This window comes from Streptomyces sp. NPDC002817 (genome assembly GCF_053592055.1).
In genome coordinates this window covers 556,508-583,230 of sequence record NZ_JBSFUY010000001.1, presented here as the reverse complement: position 1 = coordinate 583,230, position 26,723 = coordinate 556,508, and the positions used below count along the sequence as shown (strand labels likewise).

The window sequence follows — 26,723 nt, the reverse complement described above, 5'->3', positions numbered from 1 at the left end:
TTGATTATGCCACGCCGTCCTGACGGTCCAGGACACTGGCAAGTGCCTGCTCGAACCCGGAGGCCCTGCCCGCGGCGGCCGTGGGGTCCTGCTGGCGCACGTCGATCACGTGGCCGGTGAGCTCGGACAGCAGCACGTCGAGCGAGGTGCGGGCGACGGCCTCGGAGGAGAGCAGGGTGCCCGAGGGCTCCTGACCGAACGCCTTGGTGCGCATCGGGGTCGCGGTGCGCTCCGGGTTGATGCAGTTGACGCGGACACCGTCGCCGGCCCACTCGTCGGACAGGGCCTGGGTGAGGTTCACCATCGCGGCCTTGGTCGAGGAGTAGAGGCTGTACTCGGCGCGGCCGCGGGTGTAGCTGCTGGAGGTGTAGAGCAGCAGCTGGCCCTTGGTCTCCGCCAGGTACTTGTAGCTGGAACGTGCGATCTGCACCGGGGCGAGGTAGTTGACCTTCAGCGCTTCCTCGATGGTCGCGTTGTCGGTCTCGGCCAGCTTGCCGATGCGCAGTACTCCGGCGGTGTTGACGACGTAGTCGATGCGCCCGGTCTCGGCGTACGCCTTGGACAGCGCGTCGTCGACCTCCTCGGGGTTCTCGACGTGCGTGCCGGTGGTGGAGCGGCCCAGCGCGTACACCTTCGAGCCGTAGGACTCGGCGAGTTCGGCGATGTCCTTGCCGATGCCGTAGGAGCCGCCGAAGACGACGACGGTCTTGCCGGTCAGCAGCTCGCGGTAGGCCTCCTCGGAGACCTGCTCGGGCGCGGCGGTGGAGGCCAGCTGGAAGAGCTTGTCGGCGATGAAGACGTCGACGGGCTGGGTGACCTTCATGTTGTACTCGTCGCCCGCGACGACGTGGATCGGCACGTCCGGCAGGTACTTGAGCACGACCGAGCAGTCGTCCGTGGCCTGGAAGTTGGGGTCGCCGGCGGCGACCTCGTAGGCCCGCTTGATCGTGGACAGCTTGAAGGCCTGCGGGGTCTGGCCGCGGCGCAGCCGGGAGCGGTCCGGGATCTCGGTGATGAACTCACCGTCCTCGCCGTGCGTGCGCGTCACGATGATGGTGTCCGCGGACGGGATGGCGACGTCGACGGCCTGGTAGCGCTCCAGCGCGACCACGCAGTCGTCGATGACCCGCTGGGCCAGCAGGGGGCGAACGGCGTCGTGGAACAGGACGTTGAGGTCCTCGCCCTCGGCCAGGCCCTCGCCGAGCGCCTCGATGGCGCGCTCGGTGGTCTCGTTCCGGGTCGAACCGCCCTCGATGACCTTCTTGACCTTCGTGAACCCGGCCTTGGCCACGATCTTCTCTATGTCCGGCACGTAGCCCGGCGCCATCAGGACGATGATGTCGTCGATCGAGTCGGCGTTCTCGAAGGTGGTCAGGGTGTGCTCGATGACTGCCTTGCCGGCGATCTTCAGCAGCTGCTTGGGGATCGAAAGACCCACACGCTGACCGGTACCGCCGGCCAGGATCACTGCGGTGGTACGGGGCTTGGCGATGTGCTGGGACACAGATGACCTACCTCGGGGCGACAGGGAACTCGGAAATGGTCCCACTTGGGGTTACCGCAGTGCAAGGTGAGCGCCGTCCGCCGCATATGTGCGCGCCATCTGTCATTCACCTTGTACTCCTGGTGATTGAGGAGACCGTTGTGGCGAGTACCTGGAATTGCTGTGAGTAACTCCACAGGGAGTTCTGTATTGCTGTGTGTGACGACGGTACCCCTCAGCGCCGCCGCAGCCGCTTCAGGCAGCGGTGTCCCAGCACCTTCATGAGTTCTTTCGACGAGGTCTGGTGCACGGTGCGCGACTTGACCGGAGCCGTGTTCCGGATCGGCGCGGCGGCGGCCGCGGCGAGCGCTCCGTACAGTGCCTGCGCGGCCACCTCGGGGGCGATCCGCGGTTCCGCCGGGGTCTGCGCGGGAGGCTTCGGCACGGCGGACAGCAGGGCCGGGTCGCCGAGGACGCGCACGCCCATGGTGCCGATGCGCTGCGCCATCTCGGCGCCGATCTCCGCCGCGGCCTCGACGGCCCACTGCGGGGTGCTGATCTTCACGTCCTGCGCGGTCGGACTGCACGCGTTCTTCATATGCATCACCGCGCCGTGCCGTACGAGCTTGGAATACAGCTCCTCCGGGAGGTCATTGCCGCGGAATTCCTTATTAAGATTCCGCAGCATTTCGGTCTCGGCGAGCGTCAGGGAACGGTTCGCGGTGTCCGGGACCTCCTGGAGCAGATCCGCCGGCAGCCCGAGCAGCGACTCGAAGGTGCGCATCAGCCCGCCCCGGTCGCGGTCGTCCACCACGACGACGGTGAGCCGCTCCGGGCCGGCCACCCGGGACCAGCGCTCCACGAGCCGGTCGTGCCGGTGGCGGTGCCAGAAGCTGGGGTTGGGCTTCTCGTAGGGGGCCTTTCTGAGCATGTGCTCGAGCCATTCCTCGTAGCCCATGCGCAGGCCGTTCTGGACGTACTGCTGCCACTGCGAGGGCATGACCTTCGCGAGCGGGCGCAGGGTGATCAGGATGTGTACGGACTCGCGTCCGAGCTGCCCGACGATCCGCTCGATGGCCGCGTCGTCGGGGGCGTCGGCGAAGAACTCGCTGCTGATGACCGAGGTGCGGTGGCCCGCGCCCCGCGCCTTGTCCACGAGCTGCAGCCACTGTTTCTCGCTGGGCCCGGCGTCGCCCATCATCCCCGGCCGGGCGCAGGCCGCCAGCACGGCCTCCATGGGGTGCCGGGTGGTGGCCGGCCAGTCGACCCCGTACCCGCCGAGCCGGTCCCTGACGGCGAACATCGCGCCCTGGATCGAGGTCGTCCCGGTCTTGTGGGGGCCGATGTGCAGCAGGCGGGTGCCGGCGGGCAGCGGGGTGATCACGCCGCCGTTCGCCGCGGGTTCATGTCTCGTACAGTCCGTCTCCATGGTTAAGGGACGGTAAGAGGGATTCCTGAGACTGCGCTGAGAGAGACCTGGGACACAGATGAGTCCCAGGCTCCCGTCACACGGAATTCATCGTCGGCCGGTCACGCGAGCTCGACGCCGGGGCGGTCCGCCTCGACCCGCAGCGTGGCCAGCGTGCTCGCCGTCGCCGTCGGCTGCCGGACCGTGTCGACGGTCCTGACCCGGGCGTCGATGCCATGGCGGTCGACGTCGAAGAGGTGGTAGCCGCGGTGGGCGTCGAGCAGCTTCCAGTGCGGGTTGTCCGCCATCAGCGGGTCCCACTGCTTGTGGAAGGCGTCCTGGTCCTGGTCGCCGTTGCTGGAGATGGACGTCCCCACGAACTCGGCGCCGACGACGTCGGAGTCCGGGTCGGCGAAGTCCTTCTTGAGGTCGCTGATCATCGTCAGATGGCGGTCGCCGGTGAACACGACGGGGTTGCGGACGTCCTCGAACTCCCGCATGAGCTGGTTGCGTTCGGCCTGGTAGCCGTCCCAGGCGTCGTAGTACCAGAGCTTGCCCTCGCCGACCTTCAGATCGGTCTCGGCCATCATGATCTGCGAGGCGATGAGGTTCCAGCGGGCCGGGGAGTCGTGCAGCCCGTCCAGGAGCCATTCCTTCTGCCCGGCGCCGAGCATGGTGAGCGAGGGGTCCTGGGCGCCCTCCTGGCCGGTCGCCTGGTCGCTGCGGAACTGCCGGGTGTCGAGCACGTTGAGCCGGGCCAGGCGGCCGAACTCCAGGCGGCGGTACATCTGGATGTGCGGGCCGTCGGGGACCGAGCTCGCGCGGACCGGCATGTGCTCGTAGTACGCCTGGTACGCCGCGGTGAGCCGGGCCACGAAGGCGTCGTGCGACTGCTTGTCGGGGTCCTGCGGGATCTCGCCGGCGAAGTCGTTGTCGACCTCGTGGTCGTCGAAGGTGACGATCCAGGGGGCGCCGGCGTGCATCGCGGCGAGGTCCGGGTCGGTGCGGTACTGGGCGTACCGGTTGCGGTACTGGACCAGGGTGTACGGCTCCCCCGTGCCCTCGTGCCGGCGCACACCCGTGGACGCGGGCGACGACTCGTAGATGTAGTCGCCGACGAAGAGCACGAAGTCGGGGTCCTGGGCGAGCATGTCGGCGTACGGCGTGAAGTAGCCGTGCTGGTAGTTCTGGCAGGACGCGAGCGCGAAGCGCAGGCTGCCGCCCTTGCTGTGCGGGTGGGGGGCGGTACGGGTGCGGCCGGTGGGCGAGATCTGGCCGCTCGTGCGGAAGCGGTACCAGTAGGTGCGGCCCGGGCGCAGATGCCGTACATCCACGTGGACGCTGTGCCCGTACTCGGGCCGCGCCCGGGTCACGCCCCGGCGTACGGGCTTTCTGAACCGTTCGTCCTCCGCGAGCTCCCACTCCACCGGCACGACCTCGTCGGGCATGCCGCCGCCGTTCAGCGGGTCGGGGGCGAGCCGGGTCCACAGGACGATGCCGTCGGGCAGCGGGTCGCCGGAGGTGACGCCGAGGCTGAACACGCCGTCGGGCAACGTCGTTCCGGCCGCACGGGCGGTGGTGGGCAGCCACAGCTGGGCGGAGGCGGCGGCGCCGATCACGGCGGCCCCGGCGGTCAGAAAGCGGCGTCGGTCGGGCGATGTTGCTCCGGTCATCAGTGAACTCCCCTGCCTCACTGGCCTCTTGGACACTGGAAGCTCACGCCCGTGGACAGTCCGCCCGCTGAACCACGGGCTTCGGGTGCATGACAACTGGGGAGACAACAGAAGACCCGCCGCGGCACGCGAACACCTCGTTGCCGCAACGGGCCTGACCGGTGATCAGTACGCGAAAGCGGAGCCGAGTCTCGCGTTCTTCCCGTCGGTGCCGAGCAACGTGGTGCCGAAGGCGGTGGTGCCTCCCCACATAGCCGGCGCGCTTCCTGCCGCCGACCGTGCCGCCCGCGGCCCTGAAGGCCACGTCCTGTCAGCCGTCGTCGTCGAAGTCAGCGCGGATCCTGGACGCGGCGGACTGCGGCTCGGCGGCGGCTCAGTGCGGGAAGTCCGCGCCCAGCCGTGCGGAGTCCGGGTTCGTGCCGAAGGCCTTGGCGCCGAAGGAGAGGGATCCGCTGGTGGTGACCCCGGCGGCGGTGGAGCGGAAGGCCCACACCGAGCCTGCCTCGGCGTTCTCTCCGGGTGCGCCGACGATCAGGTCGGCGCGGCCGTCGTGGTCGGTGTCGAGCAGGGTGACCGCCTCGCCGAAGCGGTCCCGGCGCTCGGCGGTGCCGGGGACACCGGCCGTGTTCTGGCTGAACACCTTCGCACCGGCACCGGTGGGGCCGGACGCCCCGCCCGGGATCACGGCGACCGTGCCCGCGTCCTGCACTCCGGCGAAGTCCTCGATCGGGATGCCGGCCACGATGTCGGCGTAGCCGTCGCCGTCGACGTCCCCGACCGCGACGGACGCACCGAAGTAGTCGCCCGACTCGCCGGCGCCCGGCACCCCGGGGGTGTCCTGGTGGAGCATGCGCGGGTCCCCGGTCTTCGGGCCCTGCGCGGTGCCCAGGACGACGCCGACCCGGTCGCCGTACTGGCTGGGGTCGTTCGGCTCCTCGTTGCCGTTGGCCGGGAAGGGCCTGCCGAAGACGATGTCGTCGCGGCCGTCGCCGTTCACGTCACCGAGCTCGACGTCATTGCCGCCCTCGATCTTCGCGCCCCGCGCGTTCCGCAGCGCGGTCAGCGGGGCGAGGCCCTGCTCGGTGCCGTGCAGGTAGTTGAGGTTGTGGCTGGAGCCCTGGTCGCCGGGCTCCCAGTCGGCGGGCATGGTCAGCGAGAGGAGGTCGGTGATGCCGTCGCCGTCGACGTCCCCTGCCGCCATGTCGAGCACCGAGTTGTCGCCGTCGTAGACGGGGATCTCCTGGGTCCTGGCGGGCACGCCGTCCCGGGTGAAGGGGCCGAAGCGCACGCCGCCGGGCATGGCCAGGTCGGCGTGGCCGTCGCCGTCGAAGTCGCCGGGGAGGCTGGAGTGGGCGGCGAGGAGCCGCCCCGGCTGCAGAAGCGTTCCGCCGGACAGGCCCGTGGCGGATCCCCACAGCACGGTCTGGCTGTGGACCTGTGCCTCGCCGCCCGACGTCCAGTGCTCCCCGGTCGCGGGCACCACCAGGTCGGTGTAGCCGTCGCCGTCCAGGTCGACGGGGATGACGTGGTAACCGAAGCGGTCGTCCGCCTCGGGCGATCCGGGGATACCGGGCGAGGCCTGCGAGTAGACCTTCCTGGTCGCGAGGTCCAGGCCCTTCGCCGACCCGTGGACGACGGCGAAATATCCCGCCGCCTTCTTCCCGCCGACCGTGGCGTACGGCACCCCGACGGCGAGATCCTCGTAACCGTCCCCGTTGAAGTCCTGCAGCGCCTCAGCCTTCGGCTGCGCCTGCGCGACGGGCAGCGCGCCGCACGTGGCGGCGATCAGGGCGATCGCCGCGACGACGGCGCGCCGGGTTCTGTGCGAGGCGGACGAAGCAGGTAGGGACACGTGAACTCCGGCTGTCGTAAGGGCAGTTGGCCGCGGAGAGCATCAAGATCCTCATCCACGCTGCCCAGTACGACTCACCGGAACGACGCTTGGTTGCCCTGCCTATCGCCGGAGGTTCTCCCGGCGTCAACGACCGCAGCCGGCGACCTCGGTCACCGACCGGTTCACTGCTCGAACGGCTCGAAGTCGTCGAACTCCCGCGACGCCTCGTCCCGTTCGGCCTCCTTGTCGCGGCGCCGCTGAGCCGCGGGACGCGGAGCCTCGAAGCGGTGGTCCTCACCACGGCGGCCGAGCATCTCGGCACCGGCCATCACGGTCGGCTCCCAGTCGAAGACCACGGCGTTGTCCTCGGGGCCGATCGCGACGCCGTCGCCCGAGCGGGCGCCCGCCTTCATCAGCTTCTCCTCGACACCGAGGCGGTTGAGGCGGTCGGCGAGATAGCCGACGGCCTCGTCGTTGCTGAAGTCGGTCTGCCGCACCCAGCGCTCCGGCTTCTCGCCGCGCACCCGGAACAGCCCGTCCTCCTCGCGCACCACGGTGAAGCCCGCGTCGTCCACGGCCTTGGGCCGGATGACGATCCGCGTCGCCTCCTCCTTCGGCTTCGCGGCGCGCGCCTTGGCGACCACCTCGGCCAGCGCGAACGACAGTTCCTTCAGCCCCATGTGCGCCACCGCGGACACCTCGAAGACGCCGTAGCCGCGCGCCTCCAGCTCCGGGCGCACCATCTCGGCGAGGTCCTTGCCGTCCGGGACGTCGATCTTGTTCAGTACGACCATGCGGGGCCGCTTGTCGAGCCCGCCGCCGTACTGCCGCAGCTCCTCCTCGATGATGTCGAGGTCGGAGACGGGGTCACGGTCGGACTCCAGGGTCGCCGTGTCCAGCACATGCACCAGCACGCTGCACCGCTCCACGTGCCGCAGGAACTCCAGGCCCAGGCCCTTGCCCTGGCTGGCGCCCGGGATCAGACCCGGCACGTCGGCGATGGTGTAGACGGTCGAGCCGGCGGTCACCACACCGAGGTTCGGGACCAGGGTGGTGAAGGGGTAGTCGGCGATCTTCGGCTTGGCCGCGCTGAGCACCGAGATCAGCGAGGACTTGCCCGCGCTCGGGTAGCCGACCAGCGCCACGTCGGCGACGGTCTTCAGCTCCAGGACGATGTCCTGGAGGTCACCGGGCACACCGAGCAGCGCGAAGCCGGGCGCCTTGCGCCGCGCGGACGCCAGCGCCGCGTTGCCGAGGCCACCGCGGCCTCCCTGGGCGGCGACGTAGGAGGTGCCGTGGCCGACCAGGTCGGCGAGGACGTTGCCCGCCTTGTCCTGTACGACGGTGCCGTCCGGCACGACCAGGACCAGGTCCTGACCGTCCTTGCCGGAACGGTTGCCGCCCTCGCCGGGCTTGCCGTTGGTGGCCTTGCGGTGCGGGGAGTGGTGGTAGTCCAGGAGCGTGGTCACCGACTGGTCGACGGTCAGGATGACGTCGCCGCCCCGCCCGCCGTTTCCGCCGTCGGGGCCGCCGAGCGGCTTGAACTTCTCCCGGTGGACGGAGGCACAGCCGTGACCTCCGTTACCCGCGGCGACATGCAGTTCGACGCGGTCCACGAAGGTGGTCATGTGGGGTGCCTCCAGCACTTGAAATGTTCGTACGGTTCTCTACTGCTGTAACACGCGAAAGGCGGACCCGCCTTCCCACAGGGGAAGTGAGGTCCGCCTCGCGAAACGTTCGGTCTGAAGCCCTAAGCCTGAGCTCAGGCGACCGGGACGATGTTCACGACCTTGCGGCCACGGTGGGTGCCGAACTGCACCGAACCGGCCGCGAGGGCGAACAGCGTGTCGTCGCCGCCACGGCCGACGCCCGCGCCGGGGTGGAAGTGGGTGCCGCGCTGGCGGACCAGGATCTCACCCGCGTTGACGACCTGACCACCGAAACGCTTCACGCCGAGGCGCTGAGCGTTGGAGTCACGACCGTTACGGGTGGACGATGCGCCCTTCTTGTGTGCCATCTCTCCTCAGTCCCTTACTTCGCAGCCGCGGGGATCTCAGTGACCTTGATCGCCGTGTACTGCTGGCGGTGGCCCTGACGACGGCGGTAGCCGGTCTTGTTCTTGTAGCGAAGGATGTCGATCTTGACGCCCTTGTGGTGGTCCACGACCTCGGCCTGGACCTTGATACCGGCCAGCACCCACGGGTCGCTGGTCACGGACTCGCCGTCGACAACGAGCAGGGTCGAGAGCTCGACCGTGTCGCCAACCTTGGCAGTGGAAATCTTGTCAACCTCAACGATGTCGCCGACAGCAACCTTGTGCTGGCGACCACCGCTGCGCACGATGGCGTACACGCGGATCTCACTCTCTCGCTCGGGACGGCACCCCCGCAGTCCAGCCACCCGGCACGCGGACGGCCTCTCCAAAACACCCAGGTGCTCCGGAGGAAAGGGTTTACGGGGATGTGACGTGTCAGTCGACACGCCGACGGTCAAGGTTACGGGGCCACGGCCGAACGGGTCAAACCGGGCCGGGGCCCCCGGGTGTGCGGCTGATCACTCGTGACCAGCCGCACACCCGCGGTGAGCCGGAACTCAGCTCTCGTCGGCGGAAGCCGAGACCGAGGACAGCGTCTGCTCGGCCGCCGCGGTCTTCTTCGCCGTCGTCTTCTTGGCGGCGGCCTTCTTGGTCGTCGCCTTCTTCGTGGCCGTCTTCTTGGCCGCGGTCTTCTTGGTGGCGGCCTTCTTCGCCGTCGCCTTCTTGGCCGTCTTGCGCGCGGCCGTCTTCTTGGCCGGAGCCGTCTCCTCCGCGGCCGGGGCCTCCGTGGCGGTCTCCGTCGCCGGGACGACCACGACGGCCGTCTCCTCGGCCGCGGTCGGCGCGGTGGCCTTGCGCACGGCACGGCGCCGCGGACGGGCCGGGGCCGCGCTCTCGGCGGGCGCCTCGGACTGCTCGGCCTTGGCCGGAGCCTCCTCGGCGACCGGCGCGGGCGCTGCCGCGGCCTCGGTGACCGTCACGACGGCCGCCTCGGCACCCGCGGGCGATCCGGCCGGCGCGGACACCTTGCGGGTCGCACGACGACGCGTACGTCCCTTGGGCGCGGCATCCTCGACGACCGGGTCCTCGACAGCGGCCGGCTCGGCCTGTGCCTGCGCGGCCGGCTCGACCTGCACCGGACGCTCGACCTCTTCCTCGGCGGTCACGTCCTGAGCCGTCGGGACCTCGGCCCGCTCGCCCCGCTCCCGCTTCGGCGCACCGGCCGGAGCCGACGACCGCCGGCTCGACCGACGCCGCGAACGGCCCCGGGTCGCGGCGGCCTCCGCCTCGGCGGCACTGCTGTACAGCTCCTCGTCCGCCTCGAAGACGGGCGCGGGCAGCGCGACCGGCTCGGCGACCTCGGCGACGACCTCGGCCTCGGTCTCCACGTCCAGCTCGGCAGCCTCGGCGCTCTCGACGGACTCCGCCGCCACCGCGGCCTCGTGCACGTGCTCGATGCCGCCACGCCCGCGCTTCTTGCGCTTGCCGCCGCCTCCGACGGAGGTCGGCTGCTCCATGTGGACGATGACACCGCGGCCGTTGCAGTGGACGCAGGTCTCCGAGAACGACTCCAGCAGGCCCTGGCCGACCCGCTTGCGGGTCATCTGGACGAGACCCAGCGAGGTGACCTCGGCCACCTGGTGCTTGGTCCGGTCCCGGCCCAGGCACTCCAGCAGCCGCCGCAGCACCAGGTCCCGGTTGGACTCGAGGACCATGTCGATGAAGTCGATGACGATGATGCCGCCGAGGTCGCGCAGCCGCAGCTGACGCACGATCTCCTCGGCCGCCTCCAGGTTGTTCCTGGTGACCGTCTCCTCGAGGTTGCCGCCCTGACCGGTGAACTTGCCGGTGTTGACGTCGACGACGACCATCGCCTCGGTCCGGTCGATCACCAGCGAACCACCGCTGGGCAGCCAGACCTTGCGGTCCAGCGCCTTCGACAGCTGCTCGTCGATCCGGTACGTGGCGAAGACGTCGACCTCGGAGGTCCACTTCGACAGCCGGTCGGCCAGGTCGGGCGCGACGTGCGAGACGTATCCGTGGATGGTCTCCCAGGCCTCGTCACCGCTGACGACGACCTTGGTGAAGTCCTCGTTGAAGATGTCGCGGACGACCCGGACGGTCATGTCCGGCTCGCCGTACAGCAGCGTCGGCGCGTTGCCGTTCTTGGCCTTCTTCTGGATGTCCTCCCACTGCGCCTGCAGTCGCTCGACATCGCGGCGCAGCTCGTCCTCGCTCGCGCCCTCGGCGGCGGTGCGCACGATGACGCCCGCGTCCTCGGGGACGATCTTCTTGAGGATGGTCTTCAGACGCGCGCGCTCGGTGTCGGGCAGCTTGCGGCTGATGCCGGTCATCGAGCCCTCGGGCACGTACACGAGGTAGCGCCCGGGCAGGGAGACCTGGCTGGTAAGCCGGGCGCCCTTGTGCCCGATCGGGTCCTTCGTCACCTGGACGAGCACCGACTGACCGGACTTCAGCGCGCTCTCGATGCGCCGCGGCCCGTTGGCCATGCCCAGCGCCTCGAAGTTGACCTCACCGGCGTAGAGCACCGCGTTGCGGCCCTTGCCGATGTCGATGAAGGCGGCCTCCATCGACGGCAGCACGTTCTGGACCTTGCCCAGGTAGACGTTGCCGACGTACGAGGTCGACTGCTCCTTGTTGACGTAGTGCTCGACGAGCACGTTGTCCTCGAGGACGCCGATCTGGGTGCGCTCGCCGCTCTGGCGGACGACCATCACCCGCTCGACGGCCTCACGGCGGGCCAGGAACTCGGCCTCGGTGATGATCGGGACACGGCGGCGGCCCTGCTCACGGCCCTCACGGCGGCGCTGCTTCTTGGCCTCCAGACGGGTCGAGCCCTTGATGGACTGCACCTCGTCGGACGGCTCGGCCTTCGGGCGGGGCTCGCGGACCTTGACGACCGTGCGCTCGGGGTCACCGTCACCGGGCTCGGTGTCGGCGGAGCTGTCACCGGTACGACGACGACGGCGACGGCGGCGACGGCTGCTGGAGGACGAGGAACCGCCCTCGTCGGAGTCCTCCTCCGCGTCGTCCTCGCCCTGCTCGGCGGTGTCCTCGGCATCCTGATCCGCCTGTTCGGCGGCAAGCTCGTCGCCCTCCTCGCCGTCCGCATCGGCGGACTCACCGCGACGACGGCGACGGCCACCACGACGGCGGCGACGGCGCGAACCGCTCTCCTCGGCGTCCTCCGCCTCGGCACCGTCCTCGGCGTCGGCGTCGGCGGTCTCCTCGGTCTCGTCCGTCTCCTCCTCGGCGACGGCCTCGACGACCGGGGCGGCCTCGGCCTCGGCGGACTCACCGCGACGACGGCGACGGCGACGCGGCGTCTGCTCCTCCTGGAGCTCCGCCTCGGGCTCCTCGACCTCCACCTCGGCGGCGGCTGCCTCGGCAGCGGCCCGCTGGGGCGTCTGGAACTGCGGCTCGGCGAAGACCGGCGCCTGGAACACGGCCACGGCGGGCCGTGCCGGCCGACGCGAACCCTCGTCCTCGGCCGCCTCGTCGGCGCCGGACCGCGCGGCGGGCTCGGAGAACCCGGTGGCGGCACGACGCACGGAACGGCGGCGCGCACGACGCGGGCCGGCCTCGTCGGCGGGGGCTTCAGCGGCAGGGGCCTCGCTCGCCGGCGCCTCTTCGGCAGCCTTCGGCTCCACGGCGGCCTCGACCGGCTCGTTCTCCTCGACAGCGCTCACGGGTGCCTCCACGCTCTCGGGCGCCGCGGTGGGCGCGGTCACGCGACGCGTGGCTCGACGGCGGGCCCGGCGCGGGGCCTCTTCCTCGGCGGCAGCCTCTTCGGTGACGATCGGCTCCGGCTCGGCCTTCGCCGGAGCCTCGGCGGCGGGCTCGGCGGCCTCGACGGGCGCGGCCGTCCGACGGGTGGCCCGACGGCGGGTACGGGCGGCGGGCGCGGCCTCCTCGGCGGGCGCCTCAGCCGCTACGGCCTCTTCGGCTTCATCAGCGGGTGCGGCACTCTCGGCGACGGCCGGAGCACCGCCGGGCGCGGACGCCCGGCGGGTGGCACGACGACGCGTACGCCCGGCGGGCGCGGCCTCCTCGGCAGGCGCCTCGGCCACCACGGTCTCCGCAGCGGCCTCCTCGGCCTTCACCTCGGCCGCGGCGGGTACGACGGTCTCGGCAGCCTCGGCCGCGGCGGGTACGACGGTCTCGGCAGCCTCGACCGCGGCCGGAGCACCGGCGGGCGCGGACGCCCGGCGGGTGGCACGACGACGCGTACGGGCGGCGGGTGCGGCCTCCTCGGCAGGTGCCTCGGGCTCCACAGCGGCCTCTTCGGCCACCGCCGGCTCTTCGGTCTCCTCGGCGGGCGCGTCCTCGGCGGCCGGTATGGCCGGCGTCACCTCGTCCGGCGTCTCGGCTGCGGCGCCGACCGGCGGGCCCGCCGGTCGGGATGCGGCCCTGCGCCGACGACGCGGCGGCAGGGTGTCGCTGGGGGTGTTGAGTTCGGAACCCTCGGTGGGTTCGGTCGGCTCGAGCATGCGGGCGTTTCTCCCGTCAGGCTCCCGGGCGCCGCACCTGGTCCGGCGATGCCGGTGACGTCCGCGGCTCGCGCGATGCGCGGTGCCGCCGTCCGGGGCGCGGGCGCCGCACGGGAGCTCTCTGTGTCCTGTCTCGCCGGTTCCGTACACCCTGTTGGGTACGGCCTGGCGAAAGTCTTCTGGTCGGTGTGCTGCCCGACCCAGGTGGCTCCCGAGTACGAGGGCGGCGCTACGACGTCCGTCCTTCGCGGGACCTTCCCTACGCCGGCGCCTTCGCGGCGGCAGCGGCCGTTGTGGGGGCCTCAGCTGCCTCGCGGTCGGGCGCGAGCGGGTCGGTCACCGTGCCGGTCTCTTCATCGAACAGCCCCTGCGCCAGCCTGGTCACCGCTGCGGGGACCGGCGGCGCCAGGTCGGCCACGGCGCGAAGACCGGACAGGACGTCGTCGGGTCGAACGGCAGGCGTCACGTGCCGAACAACCAGCCGCAGTATCGCACAGGGCTGGTCGGTCGGCCTATCAGCCTGTGGACCGTGCGTCTCAAGTTGTACGACTGCGGAACGGGCGTCGAAGGTACGGATGCCGTTCTTGGTCTTGCGCTGAACCTCGACGGACTCGGCGGCGGTGAAGGCCGCGACCGCGCGCTCGGCGTCGGCCGGGTCCACTCCGTCGAGCCGCAGCTCCCACACCGAGGCCGTGAGCCGGTCGGCGAGCCCCGAGGTCCGGGCCTCGACCGCGTCGATGATGTCGAGGCCGGTGGGCATCGACTCGTCGAGCAGGACCCTGAGTTTCTCGGGGTCCCGCGCCTGGGTGAGAGCGATCTCCAGATACTCCGCCTCACTGCCCGTGCCGGTGGGTGCGGCATTGGCGTACGACACCTTCGGATGCGGCGTGAACCCCGCCGAGTACGCCATCGGCACCCCGGCACGGCGCAACGCACGCTCGAAGGCGCGCTGGAAGTCACGGTGGCTGGTGAACCGGAGGCGGCCGCGCTTGGTGTAGCGCAGTCGGATGCGCTGCACCGCGGGTGCGGGCGGCGGGCCTTCGGGCTGTCGCTTGCCCAGTGTCGTTCAGTCCTTCGTGAGTGCGGTCGTACTGCTACCTAGAGTACGTGTCTCACGGCCCGACGGTTCCCGTCGGTCCACCCCGACCGTCTCCCGGGGCTCCCCGAGGAGCATCCGCCGGAAGTCGGCCCGCGCCTGCCGTACGGTCTCCCGGGCGGCGGCGAGCGCCTGCCGCGTGGCCCGCCCCACACTGCGTGCGGCCTCGGCGACGGGCCGCAGCACGAGGTCCCGCACCACATGCCCGACCGGCGTGAGCAGCGTCCGGTACACCCACCGCACCGGCTCCACGAAGATCCACCGGAAGAGGGTCCCGAGGAACCGTCCGACGGCGAGCGAGATGTGCCCGGCGATCCGCCACGCGTGCCCGAGCGCGTCCCACACCTCCCGCCCCACGACGGCCAGGAACCGGCCGACGGGCGTGAGCACCCACCGCCACAGCGCGAGCACCGGCAGCACGAGGAGCACGCGCGCGATCCAGTACAGGCAGATGCCGATGCCCCGGAGGAGCCAGAGCATGCCGTGCCCGATGGGCGTGAGGATCCACTCGTACACCCACTGGGCGGGGACGACGACGAGGTACCGCGCCAGCCAGGCCACGGCGGTGTACACGCCCAGCCCGATCCCCCGCGTCACCCACATGACTCCGTGCCCGATCGGCGTGAGCACACGCGCGTACACCCACGCGAGACCGGCCCCGATCCCCCGCGCGACCCACGCGAAGCCGTGCCCGACGGGAGTGAGCACATACCGGTACAGCCACACCAGGGGCACGACGACGAGGTACGTCCCCAGCCATCCCAGCCCCTTGCCGAGCGGCACGACCACATACCGCCACAGCCCCACGAGCGGCCACACGAAGACAGCCCGCCCGACCCACAGCAACGCCCTCCCGAACGGCCGCAGCACGGTGTCGTTCAGGAACCGCCCCGCCACCACGAGCGCGTCCCACACCATCCGCACCGGCACGACCAGCACGAGCACGACGATCCGTACCGGGATGCGGATGGCAGCGGTGAGGCAGCCCTCGGGCTGCCGGGGCGGAGGCGACGACTTCTGCGGTTCCATACCGGCCAAGACGCAGCGTCCGGCGCTCTGGATTCGTCCCGCGGATTGCGATGCCGTCACGTCTGCTCACCCGGATCCCGCAATTCGTTAGACCGTCCTACTTACACAACGGCGCGTTCCCCGAGGGCAGAGCCGCTGTCGTAGGGCGCTCGGGTCACCCTCGCACTGAGGCCGGGACATCCCCGGCCTGCTGTGCGCAAAGGAGCATGCCTATGAGTTCCCGACAGACACCGTCGCCGCTCGGTCCGCTGGCCCGCTCGAGATTCCGGAAGGCCGGGATGCTGGCCTCCCTCACGCTGGTCCTCGCGACCGGAGTGGTCTCGCCCACGGCGGCGGCCGCCGCCTCCGTGTCCGACGACAAGCCGACCGCCACGCAGCAGGGGGGCAAGGGCAAGAGCTGCCGCCCTCACAAGTCGAGGTCGGCCGCGGAGTCGTACGTCCCCGAGACCAAGCCCAAGCCCAAGGACAAGTGCAAGGGCGCGACCGGCGCCACCGGGGCGACCGGCCCGAAGGGCGCGACCGGCCCGCAGGGCGCGACGGGAGCGACGGGTGCCACCGGGGCGGATGGCGTGGACGGGGCGACGGGAGCCACGGGCGCGACCGGCGCGGACGGCACGAACGGAGCAACCGGGGCAACGGGAGCGACCGGGGCGACCGGCGCGACGGGTGCCACCGGCGCCAACGCGTGCGTCGAAATCGACTCCACCCAGGACAGCAACAACTTCGAGCTGCGGGCCGCGCTGACCCCGCCGGTCATGGGCGGCCCGAACCGGACCTACGCCGGTATCCGTGACCTCACGGGGCCCACCCCCGGGCCCTTCCTGTGGACCGACCTCACCGGGCACCGCGGCTACCCGCAGGACGCCTGCGGGATCTCCGTCGAGGGGCACGCCCAGGGCAACCAGGCCGAAGGGGACATGCGGATCGACGTCATCACCACCGGCGGACAGATCTACGAGACCACGTGCGCGGTGGTCACCAGTGACCGCACTCTGAACTGTGGCACCAACCCCTGGGTCCTCGTGAACAGGCAGCCGTCCATCGGCGCTGTGAACGGCGGGACCGTCGTCCCGTAGGTCCGATCGCCCGGAGCCCGGCTCAAGGGGTGTCCCGCAGGTCGTCACGACTGCCGGACACCCCTTGCCGCGTCTACCGCCGGTCCGTGCGCTCCAGCAGACTCACCGTCATCCCCGTCACCGGCCTGCTCTCGGACACCGTGTACCGCCGCTGCAAGGCGCTCGCCTGCGCGGGGTCGATGGAGTTGAAGGGAAACCCCGTCCCCTGCGTCAGCAGCCAGATGCGCTGCTCGTCCTCGATGCACAGGTCCGGCACGGAGCACTGGACCGCGTACAGGTCGTCGATCCCGGCCGGCGTCCTCGCCAGGAAGACATCGCGCAGCCTCAGGTCGCGAGGCAGGTAGTACTGCACCCCGCCGTCCAGCTTCCAGGTGTCGGCACGGTCGTAGACGACGGCGTCCCCGGGACGGTGGAACCGCTTGATCACATCGGCCGCCGCCGCGTAGTCGAGGGGCACCGGGGCGTCGTGCTCGAACGGCTGCCGCATCTGCCTCTGGTCGGGCAGCGTGAGCACGGCCAGCGTCGCGACCAGGGCAGCGGCGGTCTTCCAGGAACGCGAGGCCGAGGCGACCCCCGCACCGGCCAGGAGGGCCCAGGCCGGAAGGGTGAAGAGGACGTAGACACTGCGGAAGTAGGAGACCTCGCCGTGGGAGGCGGCCCAGACGAGAAGGGGCGGCAGCAGGGCCCAGGCCCCGCACAGCACCAGCGGAGCCCTGTGCCGCGAGCGGGCCAGCACAGCCAGGGCGGTCAGGGCCCCACCACCCAGTGCGGAGGCGAACAGACCCTGGGCCAGGGAGAGAAGGGCCCAGCCGTCGGGCGCCGGCACCCAGTACAGCTGACGCTGGGCCTGGGACCTGCCCAGAACGACGAGCGGGCCGACGCACCCGGCGACCGCCGCCAGCGCCAGAGCGGCCTTCCACCACAGCGAGCGGTCCTGCCGCGCATGAGCCACGAGCAGACAGGCGTGGGCGAGTACGACGGACAGCGCGATCAAGTGGAGCAGCCCGGTCAGGATCAGCGTGACCGCGTAGCCGGCCCATCGCCAGGGGCTGCGCGGACGGTCCAGCACCCGCAGCAGCAGGAGCGTGGCGAGGGCGACCGCGAGAATCACCAGAGCGTAGCTGCGGGCTTCCTGGCCATAGCGGCTCACCGCCGGCGAGATCGCGAAGAGAAACCCGGCCAGAATTCCGGCGCGATATCCGAAGAGCCGGTCCCCGATCAGAGCAATGACGGCCGCCGCGCCCGCCACCGCCAATACCGACGGCAGCCGCAGGGAAACAACGGAATCCCCGAACAGCTCCACCCATCCGTGCATCACCAGGTAATACGTGCCGTGTACGGCGTCGACGTTTCCCAGCGTGGCCAGGATCCGGCCGGCGTCCCGGCCCACCATGTCCCAGGTGACCAGTTCGTCGCGTCCCAGCAGGGAGTCGGTCATCCCGTATCCCCCCACGGCGAGGGCGACGGCGAACGGCCAGAGCCACAGCATCGGCCCGCGCCGCGCGGACCGGGCCGGATCGGCGGGCCGGGGTTCTTCGCGAGCCGTGGGGAGCTGTGCGGTGATTACCATAGGAATATCTCCGGTCCGGCGACTGGAACTCCCCACTTATACATCCCGACCCACCGGCGCCCCCTTGTACGGACCGCCAAGGCTCGATAAATTCACCAGCCGCCCCTTTCCGCCGGAGAAAAGAAAAAGCCATGAAAACGGTCTGTCTTAATATGATCGTCAAGAACGAGGCGCATGTGATCCGGCGCTGCCTCGAATCCGTGCTCCCCCTCGTCGACACGTGGGTGATCCTTGACACGGGCTCGACCGACGGAACCCAGGACATCATCCGCGAGACACTCGCCGGCCTGCCCGGAACGCTGTACGAGAGCCCGTGGAAAGGCTTCGACCTGAGCCGCACGGAGGCGATCGAACGGGCGCGGGAGAGCGCGCGCTATCTCCTGTTCATCGACGCCGACGACGTGATGGCGACCGACCCCGGCTTCACCATGCCGGAACTGACCCACGACTGCTACGACTTCGCGGTGCACCACGGCCCGGTCGTCCACTGGCGCCCGACGATGGTGTCGACCCGGCTCCCCTGGCGGTACGTCGGCGTACTGCACGAGTACCTGGAGTGCGACGGCCGGTTCGACCGGGCGCCTCTGGAGGGCGTGCGCATGGTCATCATGGGCGGCGGCGGGCGGTTGCAGGGCAGTGAGCGCAAGAAGTACCTGCGGGACGCCGCGATCCTGAAGGACGGTCTCGCCAAGGAACCGGACAACGCCCGGTACGCCTTCTACCTGGCCCAGAGCTGGCGCGACGCCGACGAACCGGCGAAGGCTCTCGCCGCCTACGACCGGCGCGCGACCATGGACGGCTTCGCCGAGGAGGCGTTCTGCGCCCGCCTCTACGCCGCCCGCCTGGCCCAGACGCTGAAGCGCAAGACGCCCGAGGTCATGACCCGCTTCCTGGAGGCCCACGAGTACCGGCCCACCCGGGCCGAACCGCTCGGCGAACTCGCCCACCTGTGCCGTGTCCAGGGGAATCGCTGGCCGCTCGCCTACCTGTTCGCGCGACGCGCGACGGAGATCCCGCAGCCCGACGACATCCTCTTCGTCGAACAGGGCTGGTACGACTGGCAGTCCCTGGACGAACTGGCGGTGTCGGCCTACTGGATGGGCGCGTACCGCGAGTCACTGGAGTGCTGCGAGCAACTCCTGGACGGCGGAAAACTGCCCGCCGCCCACCGTGAACGCGTCACCGCCAACCGCGACTTCGCCCGCGACCGACTCGCCGTGGGCGCACCCCGCCCCGAGCCGGTATGAAACAGGGGCCCTCCCCGCCGGGGAAGGGCCCCACAATCCCGCGCCTCAGTGAGCGTGCCCGGCCGGAGCCGAGGCAGCGTTCTTCACCGTCAGCGGCAGCAGCTTCTTGCCCGTGGGTCCGATCTGGATGGACGTGTCCATCTGCGGACACACCCCACAGTCGAAGCACGGCGTCCACCGGCAGTCCTCGACCTCCGTCTCGTCGAGCGCGTCCTGCCAGTCCTCCCAGAGCCAGTCCTTGTCGAGGCCGGAGTCCAGGTGGTCCCAGGGCAGGACCTCCTCGTAGGAGCGCTCGCGCGTCGTGTACCAGTCGACGTCGACGCCGAAGTCGGCCAGCGCCTTGTCGGCGCACCGCATCCACCGGTCGTACGAGAAGTGCTCGCGCCAGCCGTCGAAGCGGCCGCCGTCCTCGTAGACCGCGCGGATGACGGCGCCGATACGGCGGTCACCGCGGGACAGCAGGCCCTCCACGATGCCGGGCTTGCCGTCGTGGTAGCGGAAGCCGATGGAGCGGCCGTACTTCTTGTCGCCGCGGATCTTGTCGCGGAGCTTCTCCAGGCGGGCGTCGGTGTCCTCGGCGGAGAGCTGGGGCGCCCACTGGAACGGCGTGTGGGGCTTGGGGACGAAGCCGCCGATGGAGACCGTGCAGCGGATGTCGTTGGCGCCGGAGACCTCGCGGCCCTTCTGGATAACGTTCATCGCCATGTCGGCGATCTGCATGACGTCGTCGTCGGTCTCGGTGGGCAGACCGCACATGAAGTACAGCTTCACCTGGCGCCAGCCGTTGCCGTACGCCGTCGCCACCGTCCGGATGAGGTCCTCCTCGGACACCATCTTGTTGATGACCTTGCGCATACGCTCCGAGCCGCCCTCGGGAGCGAAGGTCAGACCCGAGCGGCGGCCGTTGCGCGTCAGCTCGTTGGCCAGGTCCACGTTGAACGCGTCGACGCGGGTGGACGGGAGGGACAGACCGACCTTGTCCTCCTCGTACCGGTCCGCCAGGCCCTTCGCGATGTCGCCGATCTCCGAGTGGTCCGCCGACGACAGCGACAGCAGGCCGACCTCCTCGAAGCCCGTCGCCTTGAGGCCCTTCTCGACCATCTCGCCGATGCCCGTGATCGAGCGCTCGCGCACCGGGCGGGTGATCATGCCCGCCTGGCAGAAGCGGCAGCCGCGGGTGCAGCCGCGGAAGATCTCCACCGACATGCGCTCGTGGACCGTCTCGGCGAGCGGGACCAGCGGCTGCTTGGGGTAGGGCCACTCGTCCAGGTCCATGACCGTGTGCTTGGACACCCGCCACGGGACACCGGACTTGTTCGGTACGACACGGCCGATCCGGCCGTCGGGGAGGTACTCCACGTCGTAGAACGCCGGGATGTACACCGAGCCCGTCTTCGCGAGGCGGAAGAGGACCTCCTCGCGGCCGCCCGGCCGGCCCTCCGCCTTCCACTCGCGGATGATCCGCGTCATGTCGAGCACGGCCTGCTCGCCGTCGCCGATGATCGCCGCGTCGATGAAGTCCGCGATCGGCTCGGGGTTGAAGGCGGCGTGACCGCCGGCCAGCACGATGGGGTCGTCGATCGTGCGGTCGCGGGACTCCAGCGGGATGCCCGCCAGATCCAGCGCCGTCAGCATGTTGGTGTAGCCCAGCTCCGTGGAGAAGGACAGACCGAACACGTCGAAGGCCTTCACCGGCCGGTGGCTGTCCACCGTGAACTGCGGGACGGCGTGCTCCCGCATCAGCGCCTCCAGATCCGGCCACACGCTGTACGTGCGCTCGGCGAGGACGCCCTCCTGCTCGTTGAGGACCTCGTAGAGGATCATGACGCCCTGGTTGGGCAGGCCCACCTCGTAGGCGTCCGGGTACATGAGCGCCCAGCGGACGTCGGTGGACTCCCACGGCTTGACCGTGGAGTTGAGTTCTCCGCCGACGTACTGGATCGGCTTCTGCACATGCGGGAGCAGAGCTTCGAGCTGCGGAAACACAGACTCGGCGGCCGCAGCGACTTCGGCAGGCATCTCGCGAACCTTCGTGGTGGGCTGGACTGACAGGGGTGACCATCTAGCGTAACGCGATCGTGGACCACCCCCGTCCTTCCGCTCAGACCTCCATCGCGCCCTTGATCGACGGCCACGTCACGGGAAGGTCCAGTTCGACCAGCTCGGCCCGCCGCTCCTCGCGCCCGTACAGCACCCCGTACGTGAACCCGCTCTCCCCCGCCGCATGCGCCTGACCTGCGAGGTCGCGCAGGGCCTCGCGGGTCATCACGCTGTCCTGGTGATCACCGAGCAGGCCCTGGAGGGACTTCATCGAGCGGACCAGGTCGACGGCGGGCTCGCCGAGGACCTTGGACGCCGCCTCCGCCGAATACCTCGTCCGCTTGCATTTCTTGCGCGCCTCGTGGATCGCGAGGTCCCGGTCGGCGCCGGGCGACAGCTCCACCGCCCGTTCGACCAGCTCCGTCAGCTGCCCGAAGTCCTTGCGTACGGCCTTGGGGATCACCTTCGACGGCAGCCCGCCGGCCGCCTTCAGCAGCGGCGGCCCGTCCACCACGGCGTCCAGCGTGGCCAGCAGGTCCAGGTACCGCTTTCCGTCGAGTACGGCGATCAGCCGGCGGCGCGATCCGCCGTGCCGCGCGTTCGACCAGGTGCGCAGCCGGGTGCGGACCGGTCCTGCCAGCAGCGCACGCGGCAGTTCGTCGAGGGCGGCGGTCAGACGTTCCGCCAGCACCTCCTGGTCCCGGTCCACGCCCAGCTCGCCCGCGAGCCACTTCAGCTCCTCGCCGATCGGGTCGGTGACGGTGCGGTCGAGGACTTTTCCGTACGACTTGAAGGCGCTGCGCATCCGCCGGGTGGCGACGCGCATGCGGTGCACGGAGTCGTGCACGTCCCGCCGGACGGCCGGGTCGAGCTCGACGATCGCGTCCCGCTGGGCCCGGATGTAGGCCATCACGTGGTCCCCGGCGGTCTCCGGTGCCTTCTTGGCCGCCTTCCGCCGTTTCACCCCGCCGGTCTCCGCGAGCGCCCGGGCCAGCTTCGAGGCCGACGCGGAAGGCCGTACGCCCGTCTTCTTCAGCCGTTTCTCGACCTTGTCGAGGAAGGCCGGGTCGCCGCCGTCGGCGAGCTCCACCTCGATCTCGGTCCACTGGGCGACACCGTCGCCCCCGGTGAGCCGCTCGGCGCGGACCGCGTCCACGCTGACCTCGGCCAGCAGCCCGCCGTCGGCGTCGACGAGATGGCGTACGTCCCGTTCGGAGATCAGCCGGACCACGGGCAGCAGCTCGAGGTCGCGGACGCGCGAGCGGACGAGGCCCGTGAGGACGCGCGGGACGGTGTCGGACAGGGCCGTCTGGATCTCGTCCCGTACGCCGGGCGAGACGGGGAACTTCAGATGCCAGCCGGCGTCGGAGCCGCCGGTGCGGCGGCGCAGGGTGATCGAGGCCGCGGCGAGGTGTTCGCCCCGGGTGTCGTAGTAGGTGGCGTCCAGCTGTGCGACACCCTTGTCGAGGACGGCTGCGACCCCGGCGACGCCGGTGAGGTCCGGCAGCCCGCTGTCGTCGGACTCGTACTTCCGCTCGATCTCGCGCTTTGTGTCCGCCATGAACTGAACTTAGACGCAGTCGGGGCGCGACGGCAGAGGGCGCCGACCATGAATCCCGGGGGAACTGCCGGAGATCAGGAGGTGACCAGCGCTCGCATCGCCTCGCCCTCCGGGAACGGCGCGTCCTTCGCCGTCCGGGAGACAAGGAGGATGTGGGCGTCCTCGAACTGGTGGTACGACATCGGTTCGGGGCCCTGCCCGACGATCACCACGCTGTGTTCCAGACGCCAGCTGACGTGCCGGCTGTGGTACTTGGGCTGGCGGATGTCGTGGTCCGGCAGGCCGAGCCGGTCGGTGAGGCGCTGGACGACGGTGGCGTAGTGCGCGTCGAACTCCGGCCGCCAGGCGCCCTCCTGGCTGGTCCAGCCGGGTATGGGACCCCAGCAGTCCTCGTCGAGGATGCCGCCGTCGACCGAGTAGAGGTAGGCGAAGGGCAGCTGGAGTGTGCCGTCGCCGTCGGCGGTGACGAAGTGACCCTCCGGGGTGACATGGGTGGCGTCGGGCACGTCCGGCGTGTCCTCGTACGCCGGCCCCCGTACCGCTTGTGACCAGTCGGGCCAGCCGGCCTCGCGTATCCGGTCCGCCACGGCCTCGGCGTCGGCCAGATCCAGCTCCGCCAGCCCCAGCAGCCGGCTCACCAGTTCCTCGCCGACCGGGCACACGGCCACGTACTCGTCCGCCATTCCACTCCCCCTGCGGCAGCGCTACGCCGACATCGGCCGCTGCACCCTGATCGACTGCAACAACCCGACCGCCACCCACACCGCGAACATGGACGTGCCGCCGTACGACACGAACGGCAGCGGCAGACCGGTGACCGGCATGATCCCCAGCGTCATCCCGATGTTCTCGAAGGACTGGAAGGCGAACCAGGCCACGATCCCGGCGGCGACGATCGTGCCGTACAGCTCGGTCGTCTCGCGGGCGATACGGCAGGCCCGCCACAGGACGACACCGAGCAGCACGATGATCAGGCCCGCGCCGACGAAGCCCAGCTCCTCGCCCGCCACGGTGAACACGAAGTCGGTCTGCTGCTCCGGCACGAACTGGCCCGTCGTCTGCGAGCCGTGGAACAGACCCGAGCCCGTGAGCCCGCCCGAGCCGATCGCGATACGTGCCTGGTTGGTGTTGTAGCCGACACCGGCCGGGTCGAGGCTGGGGTTGGCGAAGGCGGCGAAGCGGGCGATCTGGTAGTCGTCCAGGATGCCGAGCTGCCAGACCGCGAGCGCCCCCATCGTGCCCGCGCCGAGCAGGCCGAAGACCCAGCGGTTGGAGGCGCCCGAGGCCAGCAGCACGCCCAGCACGATGATGACCATGACCATGACCGACCCGAGGTCGGGCATCAGCATGACGATGAGCATCGGTACGGCGGCCAGGCCCAGCGCCTGAAGGACGGTGCGGTGGTCGGGGTACTGCTTGTCACCCGCGTCGACCCGGGCCGCCAGCAGCATCGCCATGCCGAGGATGATCGTGACCTTCACGAACTCCGAGGGCTGGAGCGAGAAGCCGCCGCCGACGACGATCCACGAGTGGGCGCCGTTGACCGTGGAGCCGAGCGGGGTGAGCACCATCAGGATCAGGAACACCGAGGCGCCGTAGAGGATCGGCACGGCCGTGCGCAGGGCGCGGTGGCCGAGCCAGACGGTGCCGATCATCAGGGCGAACCCGATGCCGGTGTTCATGAGGTGGCGGAACAGGAAGTAGTACTGGTCGCCCTGGTTGATCTCGGTGCGGTTGCGGGTGGCCGAGAAGACCAGCAGAGAGCCGATCATCGACAGGGCGAGGGCCGCGAACAGTATCGGCCAGTCCAGCCGGCGGGCGAGCGAGTCGCGGGCGAACAGCCGCGTCCAGCCCGCCCGTTCGGGCCCGTAGCCGGAGACGGAGAAGCTGTTGCCGGTCATGTGCACATCCTCCGGCTACCTCGCCTGCGGCGCCGCCTGCGGGTGTTGCGGTTGCCTGTCGCCGGCTTCTCGACGGTCGCCGCCAGCTGTGTCTCGTCGGGCTCGGGGGAACCCTCCTGGGTCACCCGCTGCTCCTTGCCCGGGTCCTTGGAGACCTTCGGCGACTTGATGGTGCCGTCCGTCTGGACCTTCGGGAGGCTCTTCTGCGGGGTGGGCAGCAGGGCGTTCTTCTTGTTGATGGTGCCGTCGGCGGAGACGCCGTACAGCGCGTTGTAGATGTTGCGCACGGCGGGGCCCGAGGCTCCGGAGCCCGTACCGCCCTGGGAGATGGTCATGACGACCGTGTAGTCCTTGGTGTACGTGGCGAACCAGGACGTCGTCTGCTTGCCGTAGACCTCGGCGGTACCGGTCTTGGCGTGCATCGGGATCTTGTCCTGCGGCCAGCCGCCGAACCGCCAGGCGGCGGTACCGCGGGTGGCGACGCCCGCGAGGGCGTCGTCCATCTCGGCCAGCGTCTTCTGGCTTATGGGCAGCTTGCCGTGCGCCTTGGGCTTGATCTCGTCGACGGCCTTGCCGTCCGCGCTGACGATGGCCTTGCCGACGGAGGGCGTGTAGAGCGTGCCGCCGTTGGAGATCGCCCCGTAGATGGTGGCCATCTGGATGGGGGTGACGAGGGTGTCGCCCTGGCCGATGGAGTAGTTGACGGAGTCACCGGCGCGCATCAGGTTGCCTTCGAGGCAGTTCTCGTACGCGATCTGCTCGGCGTACGTGCCGCCCTTCTTGCCGGTCTTGCACCAGACGTCCTTGTTGGCCTTCCAGTAGTCGATCTTCCACTGGCGGTCCGGGATGCGGCCGGTGACCTCGTTGGGCAGGTCGATGCCGGTCTCGGCGCCGAGGCCGAACTGGTGGGCCGTCTTGTAGAACCAGTTCTTGGCGTCCTTCTTCGGCTTGGTGCCGCCGTCCTTCTTCCACTCCTCGTGGGAGAGCCGGTAGAAGACGGTGTCGCAGGAGACCTCCAGGGCGCGGCCGAGGCTGATCGGGCCGTATCCCTTGGTCTCGAAGTTCTTGAAGACCTGGCCGCCGATCGAGTACGAACTCGAGCAGTTGTAGGGGCCGTCGAAGGAGTACCCGGCGTTGATCGCGGCGGCGGTCGGGACCACCTTGAAGATGGAGCCGGGCGCCGACTGGCCCTGGATGGCCCGGTTGAGCAGCGGGTAGTTGGAGTCCTTGCCCGTCAGCTTGGTGTAGTCCTTGGCGGAGATGCCGCCGACCCAGGCGTTCGGGTCGTAGGACGGGTTGGACGCCATGGCGACGACGCGGCCGGTCTTGGCCTCCATGACGACGACGGCACCGGAGTCGGCCTTGTAGTTCTCGCCGGTGTTGTCGTCGAAGACGTCGCGGGCCTTCTTCATCGCGTCGTTCAGTTCGTACTCGGCGACCCGCTGGACGCGGGCGTCGATGCTGGTGACCAGATTGGAGCCGGGCTGCGCCTCGTCGCTGGCGGCCTGGCCGATGACGCGGCCGAGGTTGTCGACCTCGTAGCGGGTGACGCCGGCCTTGCCGCGCAGTTCCTTGTCGTACTCGCGCTCCAGGCCGCTGCGGCCGACCTGGTCGGAGCGCAGATAGGGCGAGTCGGTGTCCTGGGCCTGGGTGATCTCCTCGTCGGTGACCGGGGAGAGATAGCCGAGGACCTGTGCGGTGTTGGCCTTGCCGGGGCTCGCGTAGCGGCGGACGGCCTCGGGCTCGGCGGTGATGCCGGGGAAGTCCTCGGCGCGCTCGCGGATCTGGAGGGCCTGCTTGGCGGTGGCCTCGTCGGTGATGGGGATCGGCTGGTACGGCGAGCCGTTCCAGCAGGGCTGGGGGGTCTCGGCGTCGCACAGCCGGACCTTCTGCATGACCTCCGCCGGCTTCATGCCGAGGACGCCGGCGAGCTTGGTGAGGACGGCCTTGCCGTCGTCCTTCATCTTCAGCAGGTCGGTGCGGGAGGCGGAGACCACGAGCCGTGTCTCGTTGTCGGCGATCGGCACTCCGCGCGCGTCGAGGATCGAGCCGCGGACGGCGGGCTCCACGACCTGCTGGACGTGGTTGCCGGACGCCTCCTTCGCGTACTCGTCGCCCTCGCGGATCTGGAGGTACCACAGGCGCCCGCCGAGGGTGCCGAGGAGGGACAGGACGAGGATCTGGATCACGATGAGCCTGATCTGGACCCGTGGAGTCCGACCGGTCTCGGGGATGTTGGTCACTGCGGCTGCCGCCCCC

General features: G+C 70.3%; 18 protein-coding genes. 2 read left to right on the top strand and 16 right to left on the bottom strand.

The window, feature by feature from the left end:
• Window positions 1-4: 4 nt before the first annotated feature.
• The 10 genes from ACWD3I_RS02540 to ACWD3I_RS02495 all read right to left on the bottom strand — a co-directional run bounded on the left by ACWD3I_RS02540 (window position 5) and on the right by ACWD3I_RS02495 (window position 15,069).
• On the bottom strand, window positions 5-1,504 hold the full coding sequence (locus ACWD3I_RS02540; protein ID WP_046259924.1) for a bifunctional cytidylyltransferase/SDR family oxidoreductase: 1,500 nt from the start codon (window positions 1,502-1,504) through the stop codon (window positions 5-7).
• A 214-nt stretch (window positions 1,505-1,718) separates the two neighbouring features.
• Window positions 1,719-2,912: a hypothetical protein gene (locus ACWD3I_RS02535; RefSeq protein ID WP_365401081.1), complete on the bottom strand. Its 1,194-nt coding sequence runs from the start codon at window positions 2,910-2,912 to the stop codon at window positions 1,719-1,721.
• A gap of 101 nt (window positions 2,913-3,013) precedes the next feature.
• Window positions 3,014-4,564: an alkaline phosphatase D family protein gene (locus tag ACWD3I_RS02530; RefSeq protein ID WP_365401084.1), complete on the bottom strand. Its 1,551-nt coding sequence runs from the start codon at window positions 4,562-4,564 to the stop codon at window positions 3,014-3,016.
• Between the two features lie 373 nt (window positions 4,565-4,937).
• Window positions 4,938-6,416, bottom strand: a complete 1,479-nt coding sequence (locus ACWD3I_RS02525; RefSeq protein WP_365401087.1) for an FG-GAP and VCBS repeat-containing protein — start codon at window positions 6,414-6,416, stop codon at window positions 4,938-4,940.
• 164 nt (window positions 6,417-6,580) lie between these two features.
• Window positions 6,581-8,026 carry a GTPase ObgE gene (obgE, locus tag ACWD3I_RS02520; protein ID WP_365401090.1) on the bottom strand — a complete coding sequence of 482 codons (1,446 nt, stop codon included), beginning with the start codon at window positions 8,024-8,026 and terminating at the stop codon, window positions 6,581-6,583.
• 134 nt (window positions 8,027-8,160) lie between these two features.
• Window positions 8,161-8,415, bottom strand: a complete 255-nt coding sequence (rpmA, locus tag ACWD3I_RS02515; protein ID WP_042172004.1) for a 50S ribosomal protein L27 — start codon at window positions 8,413-8,415, stop codon at window positions 8,161-8,163.
• Window positions 8,416-8,429: 14 nt separating this feature from the next.
• Window positions 8,430-8,750, bottom strand: a complete 321-nt coding sequence (rplU, locus tag ACWD3I_RS02510; protein ID WP_046259920.1) for a 50S ribosomal protein L21 — start codon at window positions 8,748-8,750, stop codon at window positions 8,430-8,432.
• Between the two features lie 240 nt (window positions 8,751-8,990).
• Complete coding sequence (locus ACWD3I_RS02505; protein ID WP_365401094.1) at window positions 8,991-12,944, bottom strand: Rne/Rng family ribonuclease; 3,954 nt, start codon at window positions 12,942-12,944, stop codon at window positions 8,991-8,993.
• 259 nt (window positions 12,945-13,203) lie between these two features.
• Entirely contained in the window at window positions 13,204-13,962 is a 759-nt protein-coding gene (locus ACWD3I_RS02500) for a TIGR03936 family radical SAM-associated protein (RefSeq protein WP_365401097.1), read from the bottom strand.
• Between the two features lie 48 nt (window positions 13,963-14,010).
• On the bottom strand, window positions 14,011-15,069 hold the full coding sequence (locus ACWD3I_RS02495; protein WP_365401100.1) for a hypothetical protein: 1,059 nt from the start codon (window positions 15,067-15,069) through the stop codon (window positions 14,011-14,013).
• 212 nt (window positions 15,070-15,281) lie between these two features.
• On the opposite strand from ACWD3I_RS02495, the gene ACWD3I_RS02490 reads away from it, so the two are divergent.
• Window positions 15,282-16,145, top strand: a complete 864-nt coding sequence (locus ACWD3I_RS02490; protein WP_365401103.1) for a hypothetical protein — start codon at window positions 15,282-15,284, stop codon at window positions 16,143-16,145.
• Between the two features lie 73 nt (window positions 16,146-16,218).
• On the opposite strand, the gene ACWD3I_RS02485 is transcribed toward ACWD3I_RS02490, so the two are convergent.
• Complete coding sequence (locus ACWD3I_RS02485; RefSeq protein ID WP_365401106.1) at window positions 16,219-17,715, bottom strand: glycosyltransferase family 39 protein; 1,497 nt, start codon at window positions 17,713-17,715, stop codon at window positions 16,219-16,221.
• A 152-nt stretch (window positions 17,716-17,867) separates the two neighbouring features.
• On the opposite strand from ACWD3I_RS02485, the gene ACWD3I_RS02480 reads away from it, so the two are divergent.
• Window positions 17,868-18,962, top strand: coding sequence for a glycosyltransferase (locus ACWD3I_RS02480; RefSeq protein ID WP_365401109.1), 1,095 nt, complete (start codon window positions 17,868-17,870; stop codon window positions 18,960-18,962).
• A 45-nt stretch (window positions 18,963-19,007) separates the two neighbouring features.
• Here the strand turns inward: ACWD3I_RS02480 and ACWD3I_RS02475 are convergent, their stop codons facing one another.
• The 5 genes from ACWD3I_RS02475 to mrdA all read right to left on the bottom strand — a co-directional run bounded on the left by ACWD3I_RS02475 (window position 19,008) and on the right by mrdA (window position 26,707).
• The gene (locus ACWD3I_RS02475; protein WP_365401112.1) at window positions 19,008-20,981 is read right to left on the bottom strand and encodes a TIGR03960 family B12-binding radical SAM protein; all 1,974 of its coding nucleotides are present in this window, start codon (window positions 20,979-20,981) and stop codon (window positions 19,008-19,010) included.
• An 82-nt stretch (window positions 20,982-21,063) separates the two neighbouring features.
• A complete protein-coding gene (locus ACWD3I_RS02470) occupies window positions 21,064-22,563 on the bottom strand; it encodes a CYTH and CHAD domain-containing protein (protein ID WP_365401115.1) in 1,500 nt (499 codons plus the stop codon).
• Window positions 22,564-22,637: 74 nt separating this feature from the next.
• The gene (locus ACWD3I_RS02465) at window positions 22,638-23,246 is read right to left on the bottom strand and encodes a hypothetical protein (protein ID WP_365401118.1); all 609 of its coding nucleotides are present in this window, start codon (window positions 23,244-23,246) and stop codon (window positions 22,638-22,640) included.
• 21 nt (window positions 23,247-23,267) lie between these two features.
• Window positions 23,268-24,464 carry a rod shape-determining protein RodA gene (gene rodA, locus ACWD3I_RS02460; RefSeq protein ID WP_365401121.1) on the bottom strand — a complete coding sequence of 399 codons (1,197 nt, stop codon included), beginning with the start codon at window positions 24,462-24,464 and terminating at the stop codon, window positions 23,268-23,270.
• Complete coding sequence (mrdA, locus tag ACWD3I_RS02455) at window positions 24,461-26,707, bottom strand: penicillin-binding protein 2 (protein WP_365401124.1); 2,247 nt, start codon at window positions 26,705-26,707, stop codon at window positions 24,461-24,463. Before mrdA ends, rodA begins: the two co-directional genes overlap by 4 nt.
• Window positions 26,708-26,723 lie beyond the last annotated feature (16 nt).